General features: G+C 40.7%; 20 protein-coding genes. 11 read left to right on the top strand and 9 right to left on the bottom strand.

Annotation, left to right across the window (positions count from 1 at the left end):
• Position 1 precedes the first annotated feature (1 nt).
• The 5 genes from R8N23_RS16640 to R8N23_RS16620 all read left to right on the top strand — a co-directional run bounded on the left by R8N23_RS16640 (position 2) and on the right by R8N23_RS16620 (position 5,469).
• Positions 2-301, top strand: coding sequence for a hypothetical protein (locus tag R8N23_RS16640; RefSeq protein WP_318172742.1), 300 nt, complete (start codon positions 2-4; stop codon positions 299-301).
• A 10-nt stretch (positions 302-311) separates the two neighbouring features.
• Entirely contained in the window at positions 312-596 is a 285-nt protein-coding gene (locus tag R8N23_RS16635; protein ID WP_084373781.1) for a cell division protein ZapA, read from the top strand.
• 54 nt (positions 597-650) lie between these two features.
• Complete coding sequence (gene rny, locus R8N23_RS16630) at positions 651-2,216, top strand: ribonuclease Y (RefSeq protein WP_318172741.1); 1,566 nt, start codon at positions 651-653, stop codon at positions 2,214-2,216.
• A gap of 83 nt (positions 2,217-2,299) precedes the next feature.
• On the top strand, positions 2,300-2,695 hold the full coding sequence (locus R8N23_RS16625) for a lipocalin family protein (RefSeq protein ID WP_318172740.1): 396 nt from the start codon (positions 2,300-2,302) through the stop codon (positions 2,693-2,695).
• Positions 2,696-3,036: 341 nt separating this feature from the next.
• Positions 3,037-5,469 (top strand): outer membrane beta-barrel family protein, encoded by a 2,433-nt coding sequence (locus tag R8N23_RS16620; protein WP_318172739.1) that lies wholly within the window; start codon positions 3,037-3,039, stop codon positions 5,467-5,469.
• 229 nt (positions 5,470-5,698) lie between these two features.
• Here the strand turns inward: R8N23_RS16620 and R8N23_RS16615 are convergent, their stop codons facing one another.
• Together R8N23_RS16615 and R8N23_RS16610 are read right to left on the bottom strand one after the other, a co-directional pair.
• Entirely contained in the window at positions 5,699-6,187 is a 489-nt protein-coding gene (locus R8N23_RS16615) for a hypothetical protein (RefSeq protein ID WP_318172738.1), read from the bottom strand.
• Between the two features lie 6 nt (positions 6,188-6,193).
• The gene (locus tag R8N23_RS16610) at positions 6,194-7,387 is read right to left on the bottom strand and encodes a helix-turn-helix domain-containing protein (RefSeq protein WP_318172737.1); all 1,194 of its coding nucleotides are present in this window, start codon (positions 7,385-7,387) and stop codon (positions 6,194-6,196) included.
• A 272-nt stretch (positions 7,388-7,659) separates the two neighbouring features.
• On the opposite strand from R8N23_RS16610, the gene R8N23_RS16605 reads away from it, so the two are divergent.
• Complete coding sequence (locus R8N23_RS16605; RefSeq protein WP_318172736.1) at positions 7,660-8,436, top strand: peptidylprolyl isomerase; 777 nt, start codon at positions 7,660-7,662, stop codon at positions 8,434-8,436.
• Positions 8,437-8,529: 93 nt separating this feature from the next.
• Complete coding sequence (locus R8N23_RS16600) at positions 8,530-9,111, top strand: YdeI/OmpD-associated family protein (protein WP_318173580.1); 582 nt, start codon at positions 8,530-8,532, stop codon at positions 9,109-9,111.
• Position 9,112: 1 nt separating this feature from the next.
• Here R8N23_RS16600 and R8N23_RS16595 read toward each other — a convergent pair whose 3' ends face one another.
• The 3 genes from R8N23_RS16595 to R8N23_RS16585 are packed head-to-tail and all read right to left on the bottom strand — an operon-like array spanning position 9,113 to position 12,122.
• Complete coding sequence (locus tag R8N23_RS16595; RefSeq protein WP_318172735.1) at positions 9,113-10,396, bottom strand: adenosylmethionine--8-amino-7-oxononanoate transaminase; 1,284 nt, start codon at positions 10,394-10,396, stop codon at positions 9,113-9,115.
• Entirely contained in the window at positions 10,393-10,992 is a 600-nt protein-coding gene (gene bioD, locus R8N23_RS16590) for a dethiobiotin synthase (RefSeq protein WP_318172734.1), read from the bottom strand. Before bioD ends, R8N23_RS16595 begins: the two co-directional genes overlap by 4 nt.
• Complete coding sequence (locus tag R8N23_RS16585) at positions 10,989-12,122, bottom strand: 8-amino-7-oxononanoate synthase (RefSeq protein WP_318172733.1); 1,134 nt, start codon at positions 12,120-12,122, stop codon at positions 10,989-10,991. The genes bioD and R8N23_RS16585 overlap by 4 nt, the downstream gene beginning before the upstream one ends.
• A gap of 115 nt (positions 12,123-12,237) precedes the next feature.
• On the opposite strand from R8N23_RS16585, the gene R8N23_RS16580 reads away from it, so the two are divergent.
• Positions 12,238-12,792, top strand: a complete 555-nt coding sequence (locus tag R8N23_RS16580) for a porin family protein (protein WP_318172732.1) — start codon at positions 12,238-12,240, stop codon at positions 12,790-12,792.
• Positions 12,793-12,828: 36 nt separating this feature from the next.
• Here R8N23_RS16580 and R8N23_RS16575 read toward each other — a convergent pair whose 3' ends face one another.
• Positions 12,829-13,746 (bottom strand): YitT family protein, encoded by a 918-nt coding sequence (locus R8N23_RS16575; protein WP_318172731.1) that lies wholly within the window; start codon positions 13,744-13,746, stop codon positions 12,829-12,831.
• A gap of 154 nt (positions 13,747-13,900) precedes the next feature.
• Between R8N23_RS16575 and R8N23_RS16570 the strand changes: the two genes are divergently transcribed.
• Positions 13,901-14,518, top strand: coding sequence for a hypothetical protein (locus R8N23_RS16570; protein ID WP_318172730.1), 618 nt, complete (start codon positions 13,901-13,903; stop codon positions 14,516-14,518).
• Between the two features lie 7 nt (positions 14,519-14,525).
• On the opposite strand, the gene R8N23_RS16565 is transcribed toward R8N23_RS16570, so the two are convergent.
• Positions 14,526-14,900, bottom strand: coding sequence for a DUF1987 domain-containing protein (locus tag R8N23_RS16565; protein WP_318172729.1), 375 nt, complete (start codon positions 14,898-14,900; stop codon positions 14,526-14,528).
• Between the two features lie 3 nt (positions 14,901-14,903).
• Positions 14,904-16,880 carry a SpoIIE family protein phosphatase gene (locus R8N23_RS16560; protein ID WP_318172728.1) on the bottom strand — a complete coding sequence of 659 codons (1,977 nt, stop codon included), beginning with the start codon at positions 16,878-16,880 and terminating at the stop codon, positions 14,904-14,906.
• A 240-nt stretch (positions 16,881-17,120) separates the two neighbouring features.
• Here R8N23_RS16560 and R8N23_RS16555 point away from each other — a divergent pair, with 240 nt between their 5' ends.
• Positions 17,121-17,786: a porin family protein gene (locus tag R8N23_RS16555; RefSeq protein ID WP_318172727.1), complete on the top strand. Its 666-nt coding sequence runs from the start codon at positions 17,121-17,123 to the stop codon at positions 17,784-17,786.
• Positions 17,787-17,849: 63 nt separating this feature from the next.
• Here R8N23_RS16555 and pfkA read toward each other — a convergent pair whose 3' ends face one another.
• Entirely contained in the window at positions 17,850-18,821 is a 972-nt protein-coding gene (gene pfkA / locus R8N23_RS16550; protein WP_318172726.1) for a 6-phosphofructokinase, read from the bottom strand.
• 220 nt (positions 18,822-19,041) lie between these two features.
• On the opposite strand from pfkA, the gene R8N23_RS16545 reads away from it, so the two are divergent.
• Positions 19,042-20,355 (top strand): glycosyltransferase, encoded by a 1,314-nt coding sequence (locus R8N23_RS16545; RefSeq protein WP_318172725.1) that lies wholly within the window; start codon positions 19,042-19,044, stop codon positions 20,353-20,355.
• The last annotated feature ends 58 nt before the right edge of the window (positions 20,356-20,413 follow it).

Genomic DNA, 20,413 nt, shown 5'->3' with positions numbered 1-20,413 from the left:
AATGTCAGACAATCCTCTACGCTCAGAACTCAGCCACCTAGAAAGAAAATTAGTTTTGTTGATCAGTGATCATCAAAAAATGAAAGAGGAGATTAAAGTGCTGAAAAAGGAGAATGGCGATTTGCGTGAGCAACTCGAACAGAAAGGCGAGGAAATATCCAGCTTTCAAAATCAAGATAAAATTAGTAAAATTGTGAATGGCATGGTAGTGAACAGCACCCATAGTGCTGCAGATTTGAGTGACATGCTGAATGAATATATAATTGAAGTTGATAAATGCATTGCTCAATTGAGCGAATAGAAAAAACTCAATGACAGAGTTATCAATAAAAATAAAAATAGGCAACAGAGAATACCCCATGAAGGTGGCGGCCAGTGAAGAAGCGACCATTCGTGAAGCGGGTAAGAAAATAAATGAAAAGCTAAAGTCTTTTCAAGATCAATTTGGTATTGATGATAAACAGGATTTATTGGCCATGGTAGCGATAGATAGCTTCGTTGAGAAGCTGAGAGCCATGGAACTGCGACAGACCACAGACGAAGTGGCAATGGATCAAATTTCTAAGCTTAACCGATTAGTCTCTGCTGAACTATAATATTCATTTCTGCTAAGCATTTTTTGCTTCCGTGCCATGATAAATATATATATCATGGACAACACACTACTTATAATACTTTCTTCCCTGGGTGGACTTGCCGTCGGGTTTGGAATCAGTAAATTTCTGGCTAAAAGAGCCGAAGGAAAACGCTTGTCAGAGGCCAAAGGACAAGCCGAAATGATCATCAAAGAGGCTACGATAAATGCAGAGAATGTCAAGAAAGAAAAGGCTATCGAAGCCAAAGAACATTTCTTAAAAAAGAAATCTGAATTTGAAGAAGAAGCGAATCGCAAGAAGAACCAAATCATTGCGAACGAAAATAAAGTCAAGCAAAGAGAAAGTCATATCTCCAAGCAGATAGAGCAAAACAAACGAGTAGAAGCCGAGCTAGAAAGCCAGAAGGAAAACCTGGATGCGCAAATGGAAATAGTAAAGCGCAGAAAAGAGGAATTGGAGAAAACCAAGCAAGAGCAAACGGCAATCTTAGAAAAGATATCAAACCTCTCAGCTGCTGAGGCCATCGACCAGTTGAAGGAGACACTAAAGGATGAAGCGCGTACCAAAGCTTCTTCTCATATCAAAGACATCATTGAAGAGGCTAAGTTGACTGCCACTAAGGAAGCAAAAAAGATAGTGATTCAAACAATTCAGCGTACGGCTACAGAGCATGCTATCGAAAACTGTGTTTCTATTTTTAATATAGAAAGCGACGACATCAAAGGTAAAATCATCGGTCGTGAAGGACGAAACATTAGAGCGCTAGAAGCAGCTACTGGTGTAGAGATCATTGTGGATGATACACCAGAAGCTATCATCATTTCTGGGTTTGACCCAGTAAGGAGAGAGATAGCCAGATTGTCTCTACATCGATTGGTGACAGATGGTAGAATCCATCCGGCAAGAATCGAGGAGATTGTATCTAAGACTACAAAAAATATCGAAGAGGAAATCGTAGAGATTGGCGAAAGAACAGTCATTGATTTGGGTATTCATGGCCTGCATCCAGAATTGATTAAGATGGTAGGTAGAATGAGATTCAGATCATCGTATGGCCAGAACTTACTGCAACACTCGAGAGAGGTAGCCAAGCTTTGTGCTACACTAGCTTCGGAGTTGGGGCTTAATGCGAAGCAAGCGAAAAGAGCCGGACTCCTACATGATATTGGGAAAGTATGGCCCGAAGAAGCAGAGCAACCGCATGCTATAGTGGGTATGGAACTCGCCAAAAAGTACAAGGAGCATCCAGATGTGTGTAATGCCATCGGTGCTCACCATGATGAGATCGAGATGACCACTTTGATTTCACCAATTATTCAGACCTGTGATGCCATCTCTGGGTCGCGCCCTGGTGCGAGAAGAGAGATCATGGAGTCTTATATCAAACGACTCAAGGACCTTGAAGCCTTGGCGCTTGGATTTGATGGGGTACATAAATGCTATGCCATTCAGGCGGGTAGAGAACTTCGTGTATTGGTAGATGCAGATAAGGTCACAGATAAATCCGCAAGCGATTTGTCATTTGAAATTTCTTCTAAAATCGAAAACGACATGCAGTATCCAGGTCAGATCAAGGTCACTGTTATTAGAGAAATGAGATCAATTAGTTACGCCAAGTAAGTGAAATAGTAAAAAGCGTTGTTTCAGGATATGTGCATGGTCAAGGTAGGCAATGTGCCTCACTTTTAAACCTTAAATTTTACATGCACCATTTTTCAAATCAATTCGCTTGGGTTTGTTGTAGCTTGCTCATTTTGTTTTCTAGTTGTAAAGACGACGCTCCTGAAATTCTGGGGACCTGGGTTTGCAACAGTGGATACACAGAAGAATGTGGCGAATTCTCCGATAGTTTCGATACCGAGTGTGATGGTTTTGAAGTGACCTTTCTGGGAGACGGTACTTATACCACAAAATATGAGTTTGAAGATGTCGCCTACGAAGATGATGGTACCTACGTGATATCTGGTGATTTTCTGATTCTAAATTTAGAAAGTGGTAATGAGGCTGCAGATAGGTTTACCCTGACTTCAAGCGAACTTCAAATCATTCAAGAGCAAGGCGAGGGCTGCCAATTGATTTGGGTGTATGATCGGCTATAAGCACAGCTAACCTGCTGAAATAGCAAAATTTTTTACAAAAGGGACTGCCTCAAAAGTCTCCATTTTCTAATAAATGTCACATTGAGGCTCTCGAAATGCCTGCCGACGTATAGCAGCAAGGCTTCGAGTGCGCGGGTGGCGAACCGCTCAGCCTGACAGTTTACCTGGCTTTTGAGACAGCCTCTGTTTTCTTGTCATAGTTTGTCACAATAAGTCACAGTTCAAATCTTTCCAAAAAATAGGCCGTAATCTAGCAAATCAAAACTCGAATACTTTCATCAAACGGATGATCGTCATTTACCCAGAATTGATAATAATTCAAAAACTCAACTTTAAAACCAATGTCTAGATTTATCAATTTTTCACTCCTGATCACAGGTCTTTTTATTTTTTCTTCATTTGTAGCAAGTGCCCAAGGTGCGCTGTCTGGAGTAGTCCATGACGCCAATGCAGGCGTTTCTTTTGCGAATGTGTTGTTATTGAATCCTTCAGATTCTTCGCTGGTCAAGGGTGCAGTTTCGGATGCAAAGGGAAGTTTCAAATTGGATGCTGCTACAGGTAACTATCTACTTCGAATTTCTTCCATAGGCTATCAGGAATACTTTGCTCCCATTCTGGTCAATCACGAGACCCAGGACTTAGGAGTGATCACCCTCATCGAAGATGCTGAGCAACTCGATGAAGTCGTGGTGGTAGCTCAGAAGCCAATCTTCGAACAGAAAATTGACCGAACGGTCATCAACGTACAAAGTAGTATTACAGCCAGTGCGGGATCAGCCTTAGATATATTAGAGAAGTCGCCAGGCGTAACGGTCGATCGATCCAACTATAGTTTGGCCCTAGCTGGCAAATCAGGCGTGAGAGTAATGATCAATGGAAAGATCAGCCGTATGCCCATGTCTGCCGCAGTGCAAATGCTAGAAGGTATGAATGCCGACAATGTAGAAAGTGTAGAGCTGATCACCACGCCTCCTGCGAAATACGAAGCCGAAGGAGATGCGGGTCTGATCAATATCGTATTGAAGCAAACCACAGATGCAGGCACGAATGGTTCATTTTCTTTATTTACTGGATATGGCGGAGGAGAAAAAGTAGGTGGCAGCGTCAACTTCAATCATCGCAAAAAAGGATGGAATATTTTCGGAAACTATTCGTATCGATTGGATCATACCGATCAGCTTAATGGCAACGACAAAATTATCCTCACCGATGCAGGAGACGAAACCCGAACGAGCACGGTCAGTCATCGCGATCCGATTACCTATTCGCACAATGCGCAGTTGGGATTTGATTATCAACTGACCAAGAAGACGCTGGTAGGCGCTGGTGTAACTTTCTTCGATAGAGATTGGAATATGGATGCAGTCAATAATGTGAACTATTTGATCAATGAAAACCCATCTTATCAATTGAATATGATCAATCACGAAGTGAACAAAAGCACCTATTTTGTTTACAATGCCAATGTTGAACATGTGTTTGATGATAGACATACGGTATCCGCCGAAGTGGATTATATCACCTTCGATTCATCTAACCCAACAGACTACCAGCAAAATTTTCAGGATCTGGATGGTTCCAATAGCAGTAGTAGCTTGCCCGATATTTATTCCAGTAAAGAAACCCCATTGAGCACGCTGGTGCCTAGAGTAGATTATACCTTTCAAATCAATGAAAACACGAAACTAGAAGCCGGAATAAAAGGAGCGTTCAATACCTTGGACAATGCGGTGCAGGTCGTTTATGTAGAAAACGGAGTGACTACTGTAGATACTGATCTCACCCGTGAGGTAAACATGACAGAAGATATCCTGGCCGCTTATAGTTCGATTAGTTTTAAACCAACCGAAAAGCTGGGGATCAATGTAGGATTGCGCTATGAACACACGACTACCGATTTGGATAGTCGTACGATGCAAAATGTAGTGAATCGAGATTATGGACAGTGGTTTCCGAGCTTGTTTATCAACAAAACCATCAACGATGACAATAGCTGGGTGCTTTCCTACAGTCGTAGAGTGACACGTCCCACTTTCAATGAAATAGCGCCATTCGTGATCTTTTTGGATCCTACCACCTTCTGGACAGGCAATGAATCACTATTACCTTCGATCACGAATAATTTCAAAGCGGAGTATCGATGGAAATCCACACTTTTCACCGTACAATACAGTCGCGACGAAGATGCCATTGTAGGCTTCCAGCCAAGGTTGGCAGACAATGGACGTACGCAGCTCATGTCGGCTGAAAATATGAAATACCGCGACAACTATAGCGCGAGTGTAACGCTGCCCATCACAGTCACGGATTGGTGGGAGATGCAATATACCGTGACGGGTATCTACAGCGTATCAGAAACTGAACAGTTGGATACGCCCGTAAGTATTGAGGCTTTCAATGTTCGGTTTAATGGGAGTAATACTTTCAAACTGCCTAAGAATTTTAACGTGGAGGTATCAGCTTACTTGGGCACGCCTTCTTATTTCGGGATATCCAAATACCAGTCCTATGCGATTGTAAATTTTGGAGTAGAGAAAAATCTAAAGGATGATCAAGGGTCTTTCAAATTTTCTGTCACAGATGCATTTAGCGGACGAGATTTCAGAGGGGAGACCTATGTGCCAGAGGAAAATATCAATTTACGAAACAGATTCCGTTTCGAAAACCAGGTTTTCAATATGACTTACACGCGCTCATTTGGCAATAACAAACTGAAGAAAAGAAGAAACAAAGCCGCCGCCTCAAGAGAAGAGCAGCAGCGAATTCAAAATTAATTTTAATAGGGTAGGGTAAACCAAGGTTTCCTCTTTTCACTATTGAAACAAGAGAATTTCAAACAGCATTAGAGAAAATTTAAAATAGATTTTTAGGTTAGGTAAACAGACTGCCTCAGGCAATTGCTTGGGGCTGTTGTGTTTTTAAATGTATGGTTCATTTATATTAGCAGTAAAGATGCAGTGCGAATAAAGTGCACTGGTCACTTTACACAAATGTTATAAGCAACTACTGCTTTTTAGCATCGATATATCCCAATTCAATATTCTTCTCATTGAACAACTTATATACATCAAAGGCATTCGCACCAGATTTTATCCAGTCTTTCACAATCTCAAGTGCGACAACTAAATCTGAAGAAATATATGCCTGTCTACCATCACTTCCTCTATATCCATCAGGCCCTTTTGCCTTTCCTCGGTTAAGGAATATGTTTTTTTGCTCGTAAATGAATTTTCGTGCCTTTTCATTTTCTTTTCCTTTTGGCAAATACTCCATCAACAAACGTCTAATACTGTAGTATAACCTGTATGACTCATCAGGGTTTTGGAGGTCTTTGGCAAACTTCTCCTCAACCCCATCAAGAAACGAAAAATCGCGGGTGTGCATACCTAACTGTATTTCCTTTCCTGAATCTGCAGCTCGAAGAATTTTGTTTATCTCTTCCTTTTTCTTGAGTTTTTTCTTTTTTTCTTCGTCTTCTTTTTTCTTGCTCATTTCGAATTATTTTGACGTTAATACCTCTTTAATTTTTTCAGCATGCTCAACTATTGAATCCTCATCCCAACTACTTAGCTTTAAATTTCTAACAGCTGGATCCGACTTTGTAATGTAACTTCTGAATTTTGGATAGTAGTTTTCATGCTCATGCAAGTACAACCCATAGATAATAGACTCATGAACTTTCCATTGCTTGGCGTAATCTTTAACAACACCATCAGAAAAAATGAATGGTTGTACGATTGCCAATTTTTCTTGAGTAAGAAGATAATCCCTTGCGAATTGATCAGCTTCTTCCTCAATTAAAAAAATATCAGGCTCTCCAGTAAGATGATAAGTCGTGGTTTGAATTGTCTCGAGATCAAATAGGACATGGCACAATTCGTGTAACAATGTGAACCAAAGAGTGTCGTATCGCTTGTTGAAGTCCGTAAGCACAACACATGGTTTCCCATTTACGATAAAAGTACCTCCACGTATTTGCGTCTTAGTGAGATACGACTGAATAATTACTGTAACTCCTATATTGAATAGGGCTTTAACGACTGTTGTTAAGCCATTTTCTACTTGACGAGTGTAAGGTCTCATTTTAGCTATTAAATCGAGTAATGAATCCCTGTTATACTCGTTCGGGTTGTCAACTTTCTGAAATTGGAGATAGGCTGACTTCACCCAGAACTCCATCATTTTATCGTGGGTGCTTTTTTTGGTACGACTGAATAATGCGCCACTTATTTCAGACTCATATTCATAAATATTCTCAAGTCCAAAAAACGCCAATATCCTTTGCTCAATCTCATCAAAATCAATAAGGCTTTTTATAAAGCCCGATTTTTTCAATCCTTCTAAATCAAAGTGTTTGACTATGTAGGCTGACTTTCTACTTGATTCTAGCTCGTTGACACTTTCTGATGAAATCCCACTTATATAAAGTTTTATTACCTCATTTAAATCCAATCCGAGAAATTGATTAATCTTTAATAGTGTTAAGACATCAACTTTTTGGGCCTCCCCCTCAAGAATTCTTTGAAGTGATTTACGTTGAATCCCAATGATCTGACTTAACTGTCTTTGAGAAACTCCATGTTTTTTACATTGTTCTTCAAGTAGGTCAACTAAGGTTGTACTTTTCTTAGAAGCGAGATAATCGTAGATCTCGGTTAATGATACATTTGATTTTTCTTCCTCAGAATTCATTGGCGTAAATTTACGCCACTAAATTACATCATTAAAATATATAATCAAATATGTGGGGTAAAAAAGCTGATAATGTTCTGTATGAAAATCATGCGTGAATAGTATTAGGGTAAGTACTTCTGCATTCTGAAAGGCCCGCCAATTCGCAGAAATGGCCTATTGAGAACTAAAAAAAGTAATAGCCCATTTCGCAGCGTTGGCTATTTAGTAGACGAAACATTATCTTCACTAAAACGCACGATTCATACAGTGGCGTCACATACCCCAAAAAAATGAAAAAACTAAAAACTGCCCTTGCGATCTGTTTTTTTGTGTTCAGTACTAATAGCTGCACGCAAAAGGCCAAACAAACCGAAGGACCGGAGGAAGAAAAAAGAACCTCCATCGAGATGGTGACGGACCTTGGTACGATCGTATTGGAATTATACAACGAAACCCCGAAACATCGAGATAATTTCATCCAACTGGCCAATGAGGGGGTGCTGGATAGTGTGCTGTTTCATCGAGTGATTGAAAATTTTATGATTCAAGGTGGAGACCCAGATAGCAAAAATGCACAGCCTGGAAATACCCTCGGCAATGGCGGTTTGGACTATCGGGTTGATGCAGAATTCAATACCGCGCTATTTCATAAGAAAGGAGCCTTAGGAGCAGCGAGAGACGGGAACCTCGCAAGAGCTTCCAGCAGCACACAGTTTTATATCGTTCAAGGCAAAGTCTTCAACGATAGTTTGCTCGAAGTAGCCGAAGGGCGAATTAATGGCTGGCTAAAACAGAATGCATTCAAAAATGACAGCAGTAATCAAGACATTGTGTCAGAGTTGCTTAAAGCTGAAGAAGCAGAGGATTGGACGCGCTATGCGCAGCTAAATAACAGTATGAAGGAGTTGATGGAAGATTACCAAAACTTTGAAAAATACAGCATACCTGAGGTACATCGAGAGGTATACAAGACACTGGGTGGCACGCCGCATTTGGATCAAAACTACACCGTGTTTGGTGAAGTAGTGCAAGGACTGGAAGTCGTAGACGCCATTGCTGCAGTTTAAACCGGTGCGATGGATAGACCGGTCAATGATGTTAGAATTCTAAAAGTCTCTGTTCTAAATAAGTAGTAAAAATCGTAGAGCGCTATGAGTGAAATGAATCCTGAAGTAGATTGGTTTTTTGAGAAGTCTACACCGTGGCAAGCGGAGTATAGACAATTGAGAAAGATGGCATTGGATTGTGGTTTGACAGAGGAACTCAAATGGGGCTGTCCGTGCTATACCTTTCAGCGGCAAAATGTAGTGTTGATCCATGGGTTCAAGGATTATTGTGCTTACTTATTTCACAAGGGTGCGCTGCTTAAAGATACCAATAAATGGCTCGTCCAGCAGACCAAGAACGTTCAGTCTGCTCGCCAAATTCGATTTGCCAATGTCGATGACATCGAGAAAAATGAAGCGGAATTGAAGGCCTATATTTTCCAGGCCATCGAAGTGGAACGTGCCGGACTGAAGGTGAAAATGAAAGAGACCTCAGCCTACGAAATGCCGGAGGAATTAGAAGAAGCACTCAACGCAGATCAGGAATTCAAGGCGGCCTTTGAAGCATTGACACCTGGAAGACAAAGAGGCTATCTGCTCCATATCTCACAGGCCAAACAGTCCAACACACGGGTGTCAAGAATAGAAAAGTGCAAACCAAAAATATTTGAAGGCAAAGGCTATAATGAACGTTGACTTAGCCTTCCCTCAAAAATCCTAGTAAAGTTTCATACACCAACTCCAATTCCTCATCGGTAATGACATAAGGAGGGAGAAGATAGATCACATTGCCCAGCGGACGAATCAATACGCCTCTTTCGAGGAAGTACGGGTAGATCTTCTTACGGGCTTCGCTATCATACCCAGTCTCTCCAAATCCCTTCAAATCGAACGCTACAATGGTTCCTGTCAATCGAATGTTTTCGATATTGTCGAAGGTTTTGAGCTGTTCTATAAAAGCTTGGTGCTTGTTGTGAATGCGCTGGATGTTGTCCTTGCATTCCTGCGCTTGAAATAACTCAAAGCTGGCATTGGCTGCCGCACAAATCATGGGATTGCCAGTATAAGAATGACCATGGAGTAGCGCTTTCTCCAAATCCTCACTCTGGAATGCATCAACTATTTTTTTGTTGCAGGCTGTGATACCAAGCGGCAAAGAACCACCGGTAATGCCTTTGGAAATGCACATGATGTCCGGATTCGCTTCGATCTGGTCAGTGGCAAAATTGGTGCCTGTACGTCCCCAGCCGGTCATGACTTCGTCGGCAATACATATAATGCCTTTGGATTGAGCGAGGGCTACTAGTTTTTGAAGCATTTCTGGTGAATACATTCGCATGCCACCGGCTCCTTGAACTAAAGGTTCAAAAATGAAGGCAGCACATTTTTCGTCGCTGGTTAATTCATCAAAGTGAGCCAATACTTGTTCGAAGTTTTCTTCGGTCGGGAAGTCAAGCGATTCGATGTCAAACAAAAAAGGAAAGAAAGGTTTGGTAAAGCCACCTCTAGCACTCACAGACATAGCACCGAATGTATCACCGTGATAAGCGCCGTCTAGTGCAATTACTTTTGTTCTATTTTCTTGTCCTAGGTTGCACCAGTATTGAAAGGCCATTTTCAGTCCTACTTCGATAGATGTACTTCCATTGTCTGAAAAGAAGACCTTTGAGAAGTTATCTGGTAAGATGGTCATTAGGTTTTTAGCCAATTTCACTGCGGGCTCATGGGTGAAGCCTGCGAAGATTACATGTTCGAGCTCCAGCGCTTGTTTATGAATAGCATTGGCAATGTGCTCATTAGAATGGCCGTGGATATTAACCCACCATGAAGACACCGTATCAATGATCGTTTTGCCACCGTGCGTAAAGAGACGTGCTTTCTTTGCGGATTTGATCGGAATGTATTCAAAAGGGCTAATCAACGGAGCAAATGGATGCCAGATCAAATCCTTGTCGGCTTGTTTGATTTCAGCGTTGGTCATAGGTTGATGTTTTTTAATTGTGATTGAATGGTTGATGAATTGATTTCTTCCAACGGATCGATCCGACCTAAGCACGGCAATTGTGAATGTTGAAGGATGAAACGTTCGGTTTCTGGGTTCGGTGTGTCATTGAAAATGATACCTGCTACGCTAAAACCATTTTGCTTGAGGTAGGCAATAGAGAGCATCGTGTGATTGATACTACCGAGGTAGTTTCTCGATACCAAAATAACTTCAGCATCAAATTGTTTGGCTAGGTTAATGACAAATTCGTCGTCATTGATTGGTACAAGCAATCCCCCCGCGCCTTCGATGATCAAAGTATTTTCAGTTTTAGGAACCGATAATTGTTCGGCTCGTAGGTCAATATCTTCCAATTTGGCTGCCGCATGAGGAGACATAGGCGCTTGTAAGATGATGCCTTCAGGGTGAATGATCTGGTCAGCACTTACCAGACTTCGGACAGTATCTGAGTCAGTAGGAAATCCTGCTTGAATTGGTTTCCAGTAGTCCGCCTTTAGTTTTTCTACTAAAATGGCGCTGGCAATGCTTTTGCCTGCGTCAGTATCTATTCCGGTTACAAAATATTTTTTCATGCGTGCTTAGCTAATTCGTTGATTAATTCGGCAATTTCTTCTTCCGTATTGTGTGTATGAATGGAGATGCGCAGCCTTTCAGATCCTTCTTTCACCGTAGGGGATAGGATAGGACGTACGTCAAATCCACTTTTTTGTAAAGATTCGGCAATGGATTTTACTCTGGCATTGCCCGGTACCACAATAGGTTGAATGGGTGTATTGCTTTCCATTCTGAGCATATTTTCATTCTTCCCAATTTTCTGATTGAAGAGAGAGTTGAAATAGAAAATCTTCTCTTTACTGATTTTCTGTAATTCGATGTTTTCCGAAAGATGACCAAAAGCGGCGTCTATAGAAAACAAGCTGTGCAAGGGTAACGCCGTGGTATAAATAAAAGGCCTTGCAAAATTGATGAGGTAATTGATCAGCTCCTTTGATCCACAAACGACCGCACCATGAACACCCATCGCTTTGCCAAAAGTGTGCACTCTGGCAAATAGATTCTCCTCCAATCCTAAAGCGCACAATTTTCCCGAACCAGCTTCGCCATAAAGGCCTGTACTATGCGCCTCGTCTACGATGATTTTTGCTTCGTATTTCTCCGCTAATTCGATGATATCACCAAAAGGAGCCAGGTCGCCATCCATGGAATACACAGATTCAATGATGATATATACATTGCCAGTGGCCTGCTTGAGCTTTGCTTCCAGGTCTTCACAATCATTGTGACGAAAGGGGAATCTGTTGGCTTTACTGAGAAAGGCTCCCTCCTTGAGACACACATGAGAAAGACTGTCATAAAGAATAGTGTCTCCACGCTGGGGAACACAAGATATGAGTGCCAGATTGGCTACGTAGCCTGAGTTGAAAAGCAAGGCGGCTTCGGTTTTGAACAGGTGAGCTAACTTATTTTCTAAGTTTTGTGCGGTAGCTGAATTGCCGGCTAATAGTCGTGATCCGGTAGAGCCGTTGATATTTACTTCTTTACTGTAATCGTAACTTTTGATTCTTTCAAAAAGTGTTTTTGACCTGCTTAGTCCCAGGTAGTCGTTGGATACAAAATCCACTAATCCATTGGTGGCTAGTAACTTTCTTGTACTGCCAGCTCGGTCTCTTTCCTCAAGCTTTTGTGAAATATGATTAGTCATACAGGTGTTTTGCAAATCTTTAATTTTCTGCCTAGTCAGCCAAAGGAAAATCGAGTTTCTTTTGGGGGAAGGCATTATATTAGCGGTCTTATCAAAAACATCTAATAAAAGACTTATGAAAAAAATTACATTACTACTCGTTGTTGGAGCATTATTTATGGCCAATGCTTCTCAGGCTCAATTGACCGTTGGATTAAAAGGCGGATTAAATTTTGCAACTGCTGACGTCACTGGCGTTGATGTAGATAATAAAACTGGCTATCACTTTGGCGCTTATGCCGTGGTGAAAGCTGGACCAATTGGTATTCAACCAGAGGCTTACTTTTCTGTTCAAAACTTAAGCTCCGATGCAGGAGATTATGATTTGAGCTATCTGCAAGTGCCTGTGCTATTGAGACTGGGCATATTAAAAGTGTTGTATTTAAATGCAGGCCCTCAGTTTGGAATCAATTTGAAAGCAAAGGATGAAGATGGAGATGATTTTAAAGATAGTTTAAAAGGCATGGATACTTCGATCGCTCTAGGTGCTGGATTGGATTTGCCAATGGGGTTAGGCGCCCAGTTGAGATGGGTGAAATCTTTAGGAAATGTTTCTGACGTGGATGGATTCGATTGGAAAAATTCCATGATTCAGGCTTCCGTAACTTTTGCTTTGATAGGTAAGAACTAAAACGTAGTCATAAAAGCATTTAAAAGGCCATTGTACTTAGTGCAATGGCCTTTTTTTGATCATACCTCCCTTAGTGTCTTTGATAGGGTATTGAATAACAAAAGCAGAAGGGTCTATCTTCTCTACTTCCAGCAATATTTTAGAAATCTCCATTCTGGTAATGGCACAGAAAAGGATTTTTCTGTCTGGTAAGTTTTCACCTTTTTTGCCATAACCACCATCTGCCTTAAAAGCGGTCACGCCACGTCCAAGGTCATTAGCTATAGTCTCTTTGATCTGCTGAGCTTCATCTGATACAATCATGACACCTATATACTCCTCGATTCCATTGATGAGAAAATCAACTGTTTTTGATGCTGCGAGATAGGTAAGCATAGAATACATGGCCGTTTCAAGGCTTACTAGCAAAATGGCCACGATGAAAAGCAAAACATTGAATAAGGCAATAGCATCGCCGACGGTTAGGCTGGACTTTCGACTGACAGACACGGCCAGTACTTCCGTTCCATCGATCACCGCGCCGCCTCGGATTGAAAGCCCAATTCCACTACCTAAAAAGAATCCACCAAATACAGATATCAACAATTTGTCGGCGGTAAAAGCTGGTATTTCAATGATATGCACCAAAGTAGATAAGGCAATAATGGCGAGGGTACTCTTTATTGCAAATTGAGGAGAAATTTGTTTGTATCCCATGGCTATAAATGGGGCATTCACCAACAAAATGAGCAGGGATAAGTCCAGAGGAGTCACTAAATCAAAAAGCAGCGCCACACCCATGGCACCCCCATCCAGAAAGTTATTGGGCAACAGAAAGCCTTTGAGTCCGACGCTCGCCATACAAACCCCCGTGACGATAAAGAAAAAATCTTTGATCTTGCTTCGAAGGATGATTCGTTTCTCTAATGCCTTTTGGGCTATTTCAGAAATCTCATTGTTTTCAATGTATTGCATAAGTCTAAAATACACTTTTTGAATTGAGAATGATAGGTTGATGTGGTAATAAAGTTATGGATCAAGAATAAGAGGAAATAGAGGCTGAGTAGAGATGGTGCTTTTCTGTTAATTCCCTAGCTTGTGCTCTGAACCCAAAGTTTAATTTTTATCCATGAATAGATTCTTGCCAGTAATTGCGTCTGCTTTGTTGTTGTTTAGTTGTACCCCCGAAGGCAAGCGTACCTGGAGCTCTTCGCAAGATTACGATCGTAAGTTTGAGAAAGTACTGATCATGGGATTAGTCAATGACGTTACTTTAAGAAGTGATATTGAATCAGATGTCGTATTAGCTGCCGGTAAAAGTAACCTTAAAGCAGCTAATGGTATGTCTATGTTTCCACCAGAACTTGGAAAACCTTTTGAAGATATTGAACGGGTTAAAGCCAGGCTAAGAGAGAAAGGGTTTGACGGAATAATTACTGTTTCGTTAATTGATATTCGAGCGGAGCGATATAGAGAAGCGCAGGTTTCTTACAAACCACTGGTTTATTATGATCGGTTCCGAAACTATTATTACAGGACATATGACTTGGTGTATCGTCCTGGATACTATTCAGCCTATTCCAAATATTTTATCGAGACCAATTTTTATGAACTCAAAGGGGGAACCTTGGTATGGTCAGGGCGTTCTGAAATATTTGACTACGGCGAGTTAGAGTCGTTTGCGCCACAATTTGCCAAACGTTTGTTTAAAGAATTGGTAAAGGAGCAGGTAATCGCCCAAGATTAGAAGAACATCATATTCCAACCAAATTGACCTGCATTCCGGAGAGTTGCGCAATGTCCTCGCCCTGTTCCAGTGCATCTTCGTCTTCAATATTGTAATACCAGTTGACGATGATGTTTTTACCAGTCAATTTCATCTCTTTGAGGTGAATCATCGTTTCAAGCAGGCACTTATAGGTTGAGGTGTTGAAGTATTCCAGCTGGATGTTGACATTTAGTTTGGGATAGATGCTTTTTTTGAAATTGACCAATACTTGATACAATTCACCAAAGACCTCTCTGGCGTTGACCAAAGTTGAATTGCCCCTCATTTCCAGAATTTCCCCTTCGGGGTTGAAATAGATATAGGGAGTTGTGTGCGAAGGAGTAGAAAGAAATTTCTCCATGGCTTACTTTATTCTAAAGCCCATGACCAGCATATCGTCTGTCTGAGGGGTGTCTTGTTTCCAATCTTGAAGCTCTTTGTCCAAGAGGTTTTTTTGAATCATCATAGCCTTTTGCACGATCATCCCGAGATACATTCTGAATCTTTTAGGTAGATATTTCTTGTGCTCTTTTCCTCCAATTTGATCTTTGAATCCGTCCGAATAAAGGTAAAAAGTGTCGTTGCTAGACAAATTGAAAGAATGCTGAGCAATTTCCTGTTCGCTGAGACTGTCGTTGCTAAAATTTCTACCAAGTAATAATTTATTGCCTTTGGTTAATGACCATTCGTTGTCCTTATAAAGCAATAAAGGAATGCCAGCTCCTGCGTATTTCATAATATTATAAGTAAGGTCTATCGTGCAAATAGCCATTTCCATACCTTCCTGAACGGCTTCATTGTCAGAAAAGTCCTGACTTAGTGTACTAATAATATCGTTGTTGACTTTAGTTAATAATGCAGAAGGGTTGTAATCTGTAGTGTACTGGATGGCGTTGTTGAGTGCGTTGATGCCAAGCATCGATAAAAAGGCTCCCGGCACGCCATGTCCGGAGCAATCTGCACAGGCGATAATCAGATGATTTCCAGTATTATTTTTTACATGCTTAAACCAATAGAAGTCACCGCTTACAATGTCTTTAGGTTTGTAGTAGACAAAATAGTCCTGAAAGAAATCCGAAAGTAGCTTCTCGTCAGGCAATATGGCATTTTGAATTTTTTCGGCATAGCTAAGACTTGAGTGTACCATGGTATGCTGTGTCTTGATCTCTTTGTAGGCACGATTGATGGCATTGGCTTGGGTGATGATTTTGCTTTGATGCTTTTGAATCTCCTGGTTTTTTTCCAATAGCTGTTTGGTGATTTTCTTCTCATTGTTTTCTTTGGTTTTCAATTTCTGAGAAGTCACATTGAATTGCCGAATGAGATAACCGATTTCATCTTTATTGTCACCTTCAATTTGCACATCGTAATTACCCTTTGAAATTTCCACTGCGGCCGATCTCAATTTTTTAAGCGGTTTGGAAATGACCCTGGCCAAATAGATCGTGAGTCCTGACGACAGGAGAAGGATAACTATACCTACAATTAAAATTGTGGTACGCATTTCCGACAAAGAAGCAAAGGCATGTTCCTTGGAGGTGTTGATAATGAATAACCAGTCTTTCCCTGGAAAACTGAGATACCCTTCTTGTCTGTGAAAGAAATAAAGATTGTTTTTTGTAGAAAAGCGACCTTCTTTTTTCTTCTGTTCTAAAATGTCTTCAGGGATAATATCAGGATACTTGGCAATCAATACTTTTTCGGGTTCATGATTGGAATAGAGAATGTTTAGATTTTCATCCAACAAATCCATTTTCACTTGCTTATTGCTTTCGACACCTTGCGACTGATTGCTTATTACAGCGTATAGATTCTCAATCAGCACCCGTCCGACAAATACACCAATGGGCTGGTTGGCGCTGTTTCTTACCACAGAGGCAAAGTGAAGTACGACTCGTCCTACTGATTCAGATTTGGATATATCCATGATGGCCTCGGTGTTGTCATTGATGTGTGTCCAGTAGAGTCGAAGCCCGTGTTGTTTACCCACAGAGAGTCCCTTGCTATCTGCCAGTCGGAAGCGGTTCATATCGAAGAAAGAGAAACTATAGTAGAGCTCATTGGCATGCGAAATTTCACTCAGTGTTCTGTTGACTTCGTCTAAGTCCGGGCTTTCTTCTCTGAAGGCTGGAAGTTTGGCGAAATTTTTTACATCGTTTAGTCGTTCGTAAATGAATCTATCAATGTTGTTGATACTGATTTCTGCTTTTTGTGAGTGTTCGGCGAGGATGCTTTCGCTGAGATTTTTTTCGACGGAATTTTCTACAAATAGAAATATGGTTGCAGATGTGAAGAGTACTAGAGATAGCCCTAGAAGTACAAATTTTAAATACAGATTCATAGCTTAATTATTTCAAGAAACAAATCTAGAAAGGGCAGATGCTCAATTTTAATAAGGAGAGTCAAGGATTTATTAACAAGCAGACAGTGAGGTTGCCAAAGAATAAACCAGGGGTAATAAATAGGGCTTCATTGATAATCTAAATTTAATGAAGTGGCTTTGGGAAATAGTTTTTTGCTTTTCATTGGGGTTTTACGAATCTTAGTGGTCATTAGAGTTGCTATTCAAAAACCAAAAACCATGAAGAAATTATTATTCTTAGCTGCCTTGATGTTTGTAAGTGATATTATCGAAGCACAATCTAGAAAACGGCCAAGTTCACGATCAAGATCTCAAGTTAACGTCACCTCTGAATATGGTATTATGGGAGGTATCAATTTCAATGGTCCAAAAATCAATGCGCTCAATACCGGAGGAAATGAATTATCAGATGTAGGAGAAGGGAACTTTGGATTTCATATCGGGCTTTATTCCACCATTGACTTCGAATTGTTTGCCATTCAGCCCGAGGTCTATTTTTCTCAGCAAGGGGGAAAGTTTAAAGTGAATGCTACTCAGGAAAATGAATTTAAATTGAGTTTGATTCAGATTCCTTTGCTCGGTAGATATAATTTTCTAGAATACTTTCATGTGCTAGCCGGCCCGCAGTTTGGTATTCCTATACAGGCGGAAGTTTCATTTTCAGGTGGAACAGGAATCGACGTAAAAGATCAGATTAAGGGTTTGGATGTATCAGCTGTGATTGGCATTGGAGTGACCATTCCAGAATATAAAGTGAATGGTTCTTTGAGGTGGTCGAAAGGCTTTACGGAAATGATAGAGGAGCCAGGTACGACTTCCGGAAGTGTTACGTCCTTAAAAAATTCTATGATACAAATATCTGCCTCCTATGTGATAGGGGGATAAAAAAAGGGGCTTCTGCCCAGAAGCCCCTTTGAATCTTTTTACTGTGTGTTTATCAGTAGTGTATTAGATACTCAATATTTTGGTCAATCTAATCAACTCTTCATTGAGTGGTTTTGACTTAGAAATGGCCAACTTTAGATTGGTATAAGTGATCTTGTTGTCAATTACACCTACCATCACGTTTTTCTCTCCATTCATTAGTCCTTCTACCGCAGCTAAACCTAGTCGCGAGGCAAGAATTCTGTCGAAAGCTGTAGGTCCACCGCCTCTTTGGATATGACCTAAACTCGTCACTCTAATATCCATTTTAGGTGTTTCTGCTTTCACTCTTTCGGCGATTTGCAAGGCACTTCCCTGTTCATCTCCTTCAGCAACTACTACAATAGAGGAAGTTTTTTTATTGTCCCTGCCATCCTTAAGTTTTTTGATCACGTCGTCGATAGTCGTGGAGGTTTCAGGTACCATGACCATTTCAGCTCCACCACCAATGCCAGACTGAATAGCAATGTAGCCACTGTGACGTCCCATCACTTCGATGAAGAATACTCGATCATGAGAAGCGGCTGTATCTCTAATTTTATCAATGGCATCCAAGGCTGTGTTTACAGCTGTATCAAAACCAATGGTGTAATCTGAACCATACAGGTCATTGTCAATGGTGCCTGGAGCTCCCACTACCGGAATGCCAAATTCATCGTAGAACAAATTAGCACCTGTGAATGTACCATCACCACCAATGGCGATTAGTCCCTCAATTCCGTGCTTTTTGAGATTCTTATAAGCTTTTTCTCTTCCTTCTTTGGTTCTGAAGTCTTCGCTTCTTGCGGATTTTAAGATTGTCCCGCCCGTTTGTACAATGTTACTCACGGAGTACGACTCCATTTTCTGTATTTCGCCGCGGATCATCCCGTCATAGCCATATTTAATCCCGTATACTTCGAGATCCAGATAAATGGCACTTCTCACTACAGATCTAATGCAGGCATTCATGCCCGGTGCATCGCCCCCTGAGGTAAATAATGCGATTTTTTTCATAAGGTATTTACTAAAATTTTATACTTAACCTTTATACCGTTTTTGGGTGTTGTGATGTTTTGGGCATTCAAAGTAAGTCATAAAAAACTAAAATTTCATCAATAATTTGCTTCAAATCTGTGATTTCGTTTACTCAATGTATCAAATCATTTAAAATTTCACATTTTGAATAGATACCAATCAATTTTGGTTTATTTAGCGATTCATAGTTTGATGAGATATGCCCCAGAAGAAAGTACTGATAATCACTTATTATTGGCCACCTAGTGGAGGTGGAGGGGTACAACGCTGGCTCAAGTTTGTCAAATACCTACCTCAGTTTGGATGGGAGCCTATTGTATTTACTCCTGAGAATCCAGAGTTCGATCTAAAAGACCCGTCTCTTTCAAAAGATGTGAGTTCGGTCCTTGAAGTGCTTCGGTTTCCGATCTGGGAACCTTTTGGCATCTATAAGAAGCTTTTCAAGAAAAAGGAAAAACTCAAACAAGGCATAGTCATAGAAAAAACCAAAATGTCTTTTTTGGATCGATTGAGTGTTTGGATAAGGGCTAATTTGTTTATTCCTGATCCACGCAGATTTTGGGTAAATCCTTCCGTCAAATTTTTAGCTCCTTATATCGAACAGCATAAGATTGATGTTGTGATTACTACCGGTCCACCACATAGTATGCATTTGATAGGCCTGGAGTTAAAAAAAAAATGTGAGGTTAAGTGGGTGGCTGATTTTCGAGACCCGTGGTCGGACTGGGACTTGTTGGAGAAATTGGGAGTAAAAGGATGGTCCTTAGCTCTCCACCGGAAATTGGAGAAGAAGGTACTTATGGACGCTGATCATGTGTTAGCAGCCAGTGATGGTATTTTGAAATCACTTGGTGAAAAATGTGCTTTGAATAAGGCCGACGTAATTACCAATGGATTTGATGAAGATGATTTACCAAAGCTTGACACAAGTTCCGAACAAGATAAGTTCAGAATCACTCATTTGGGTTTGCTCAACGAATTGAGAAATCCTTCAGTATTATGGGATATTCTAGAAGAATTGTGTGTGGACATTCCTGCTTTCCAACAAGACTTGGAGCTGGTTTTAGCGGGAATGATAAGTGAGTCGATTTTGGAAAGAATAAGAAAATCAGAGTCACTGGCCGGGACGCTCAATCAGCTCGAGTATATCTCACATCAGGAGGTTTTTAGGTATTATCAGAATTCGTCACTCTTGCTCCTTTTGCTCAATCCTCAGGATAAAGATCAACTGATTATCCCAGGTAAATTATTCGAATATTTTGTAGTACGGAAGCCTGTTTTGGCTATTGGAAAAAGACCAAGCCAGGTAAATGATTTGCTTATTTATACACAAACCGGAGAACTGTATGAGCCTCATGAAAAAAGTAGGATAAAAGAAATGGTTATATCACAATATGAACTTTTCAAACAAGGAAAAACGTCCATACCAACAAAACACACCTCACAATTTTCCAGAAAAAACCTGACAAAGGAATTGTCTAAGTTGCTGGATGAAATAATTATTTATTCTTAAACATAAATCTTTAGAGATTAAACTAAATTGTGCGTTTGTACCGAGAGGTAATAATGGA

The sequence above is a fragment of the Reichenbachiella sp. genome (assembly GCF_033344935.1).
In the GTDB taxonomy this organism is placed as follows: domain Bacteria; phylum Bacteroidota; class Bacteroidia; order Cytophagales; family Cyclobacteriaceae; genus Reichenbachiella.
This window is presented reverse-complemented; position numbering and strand designations above follow the sequence as displayed.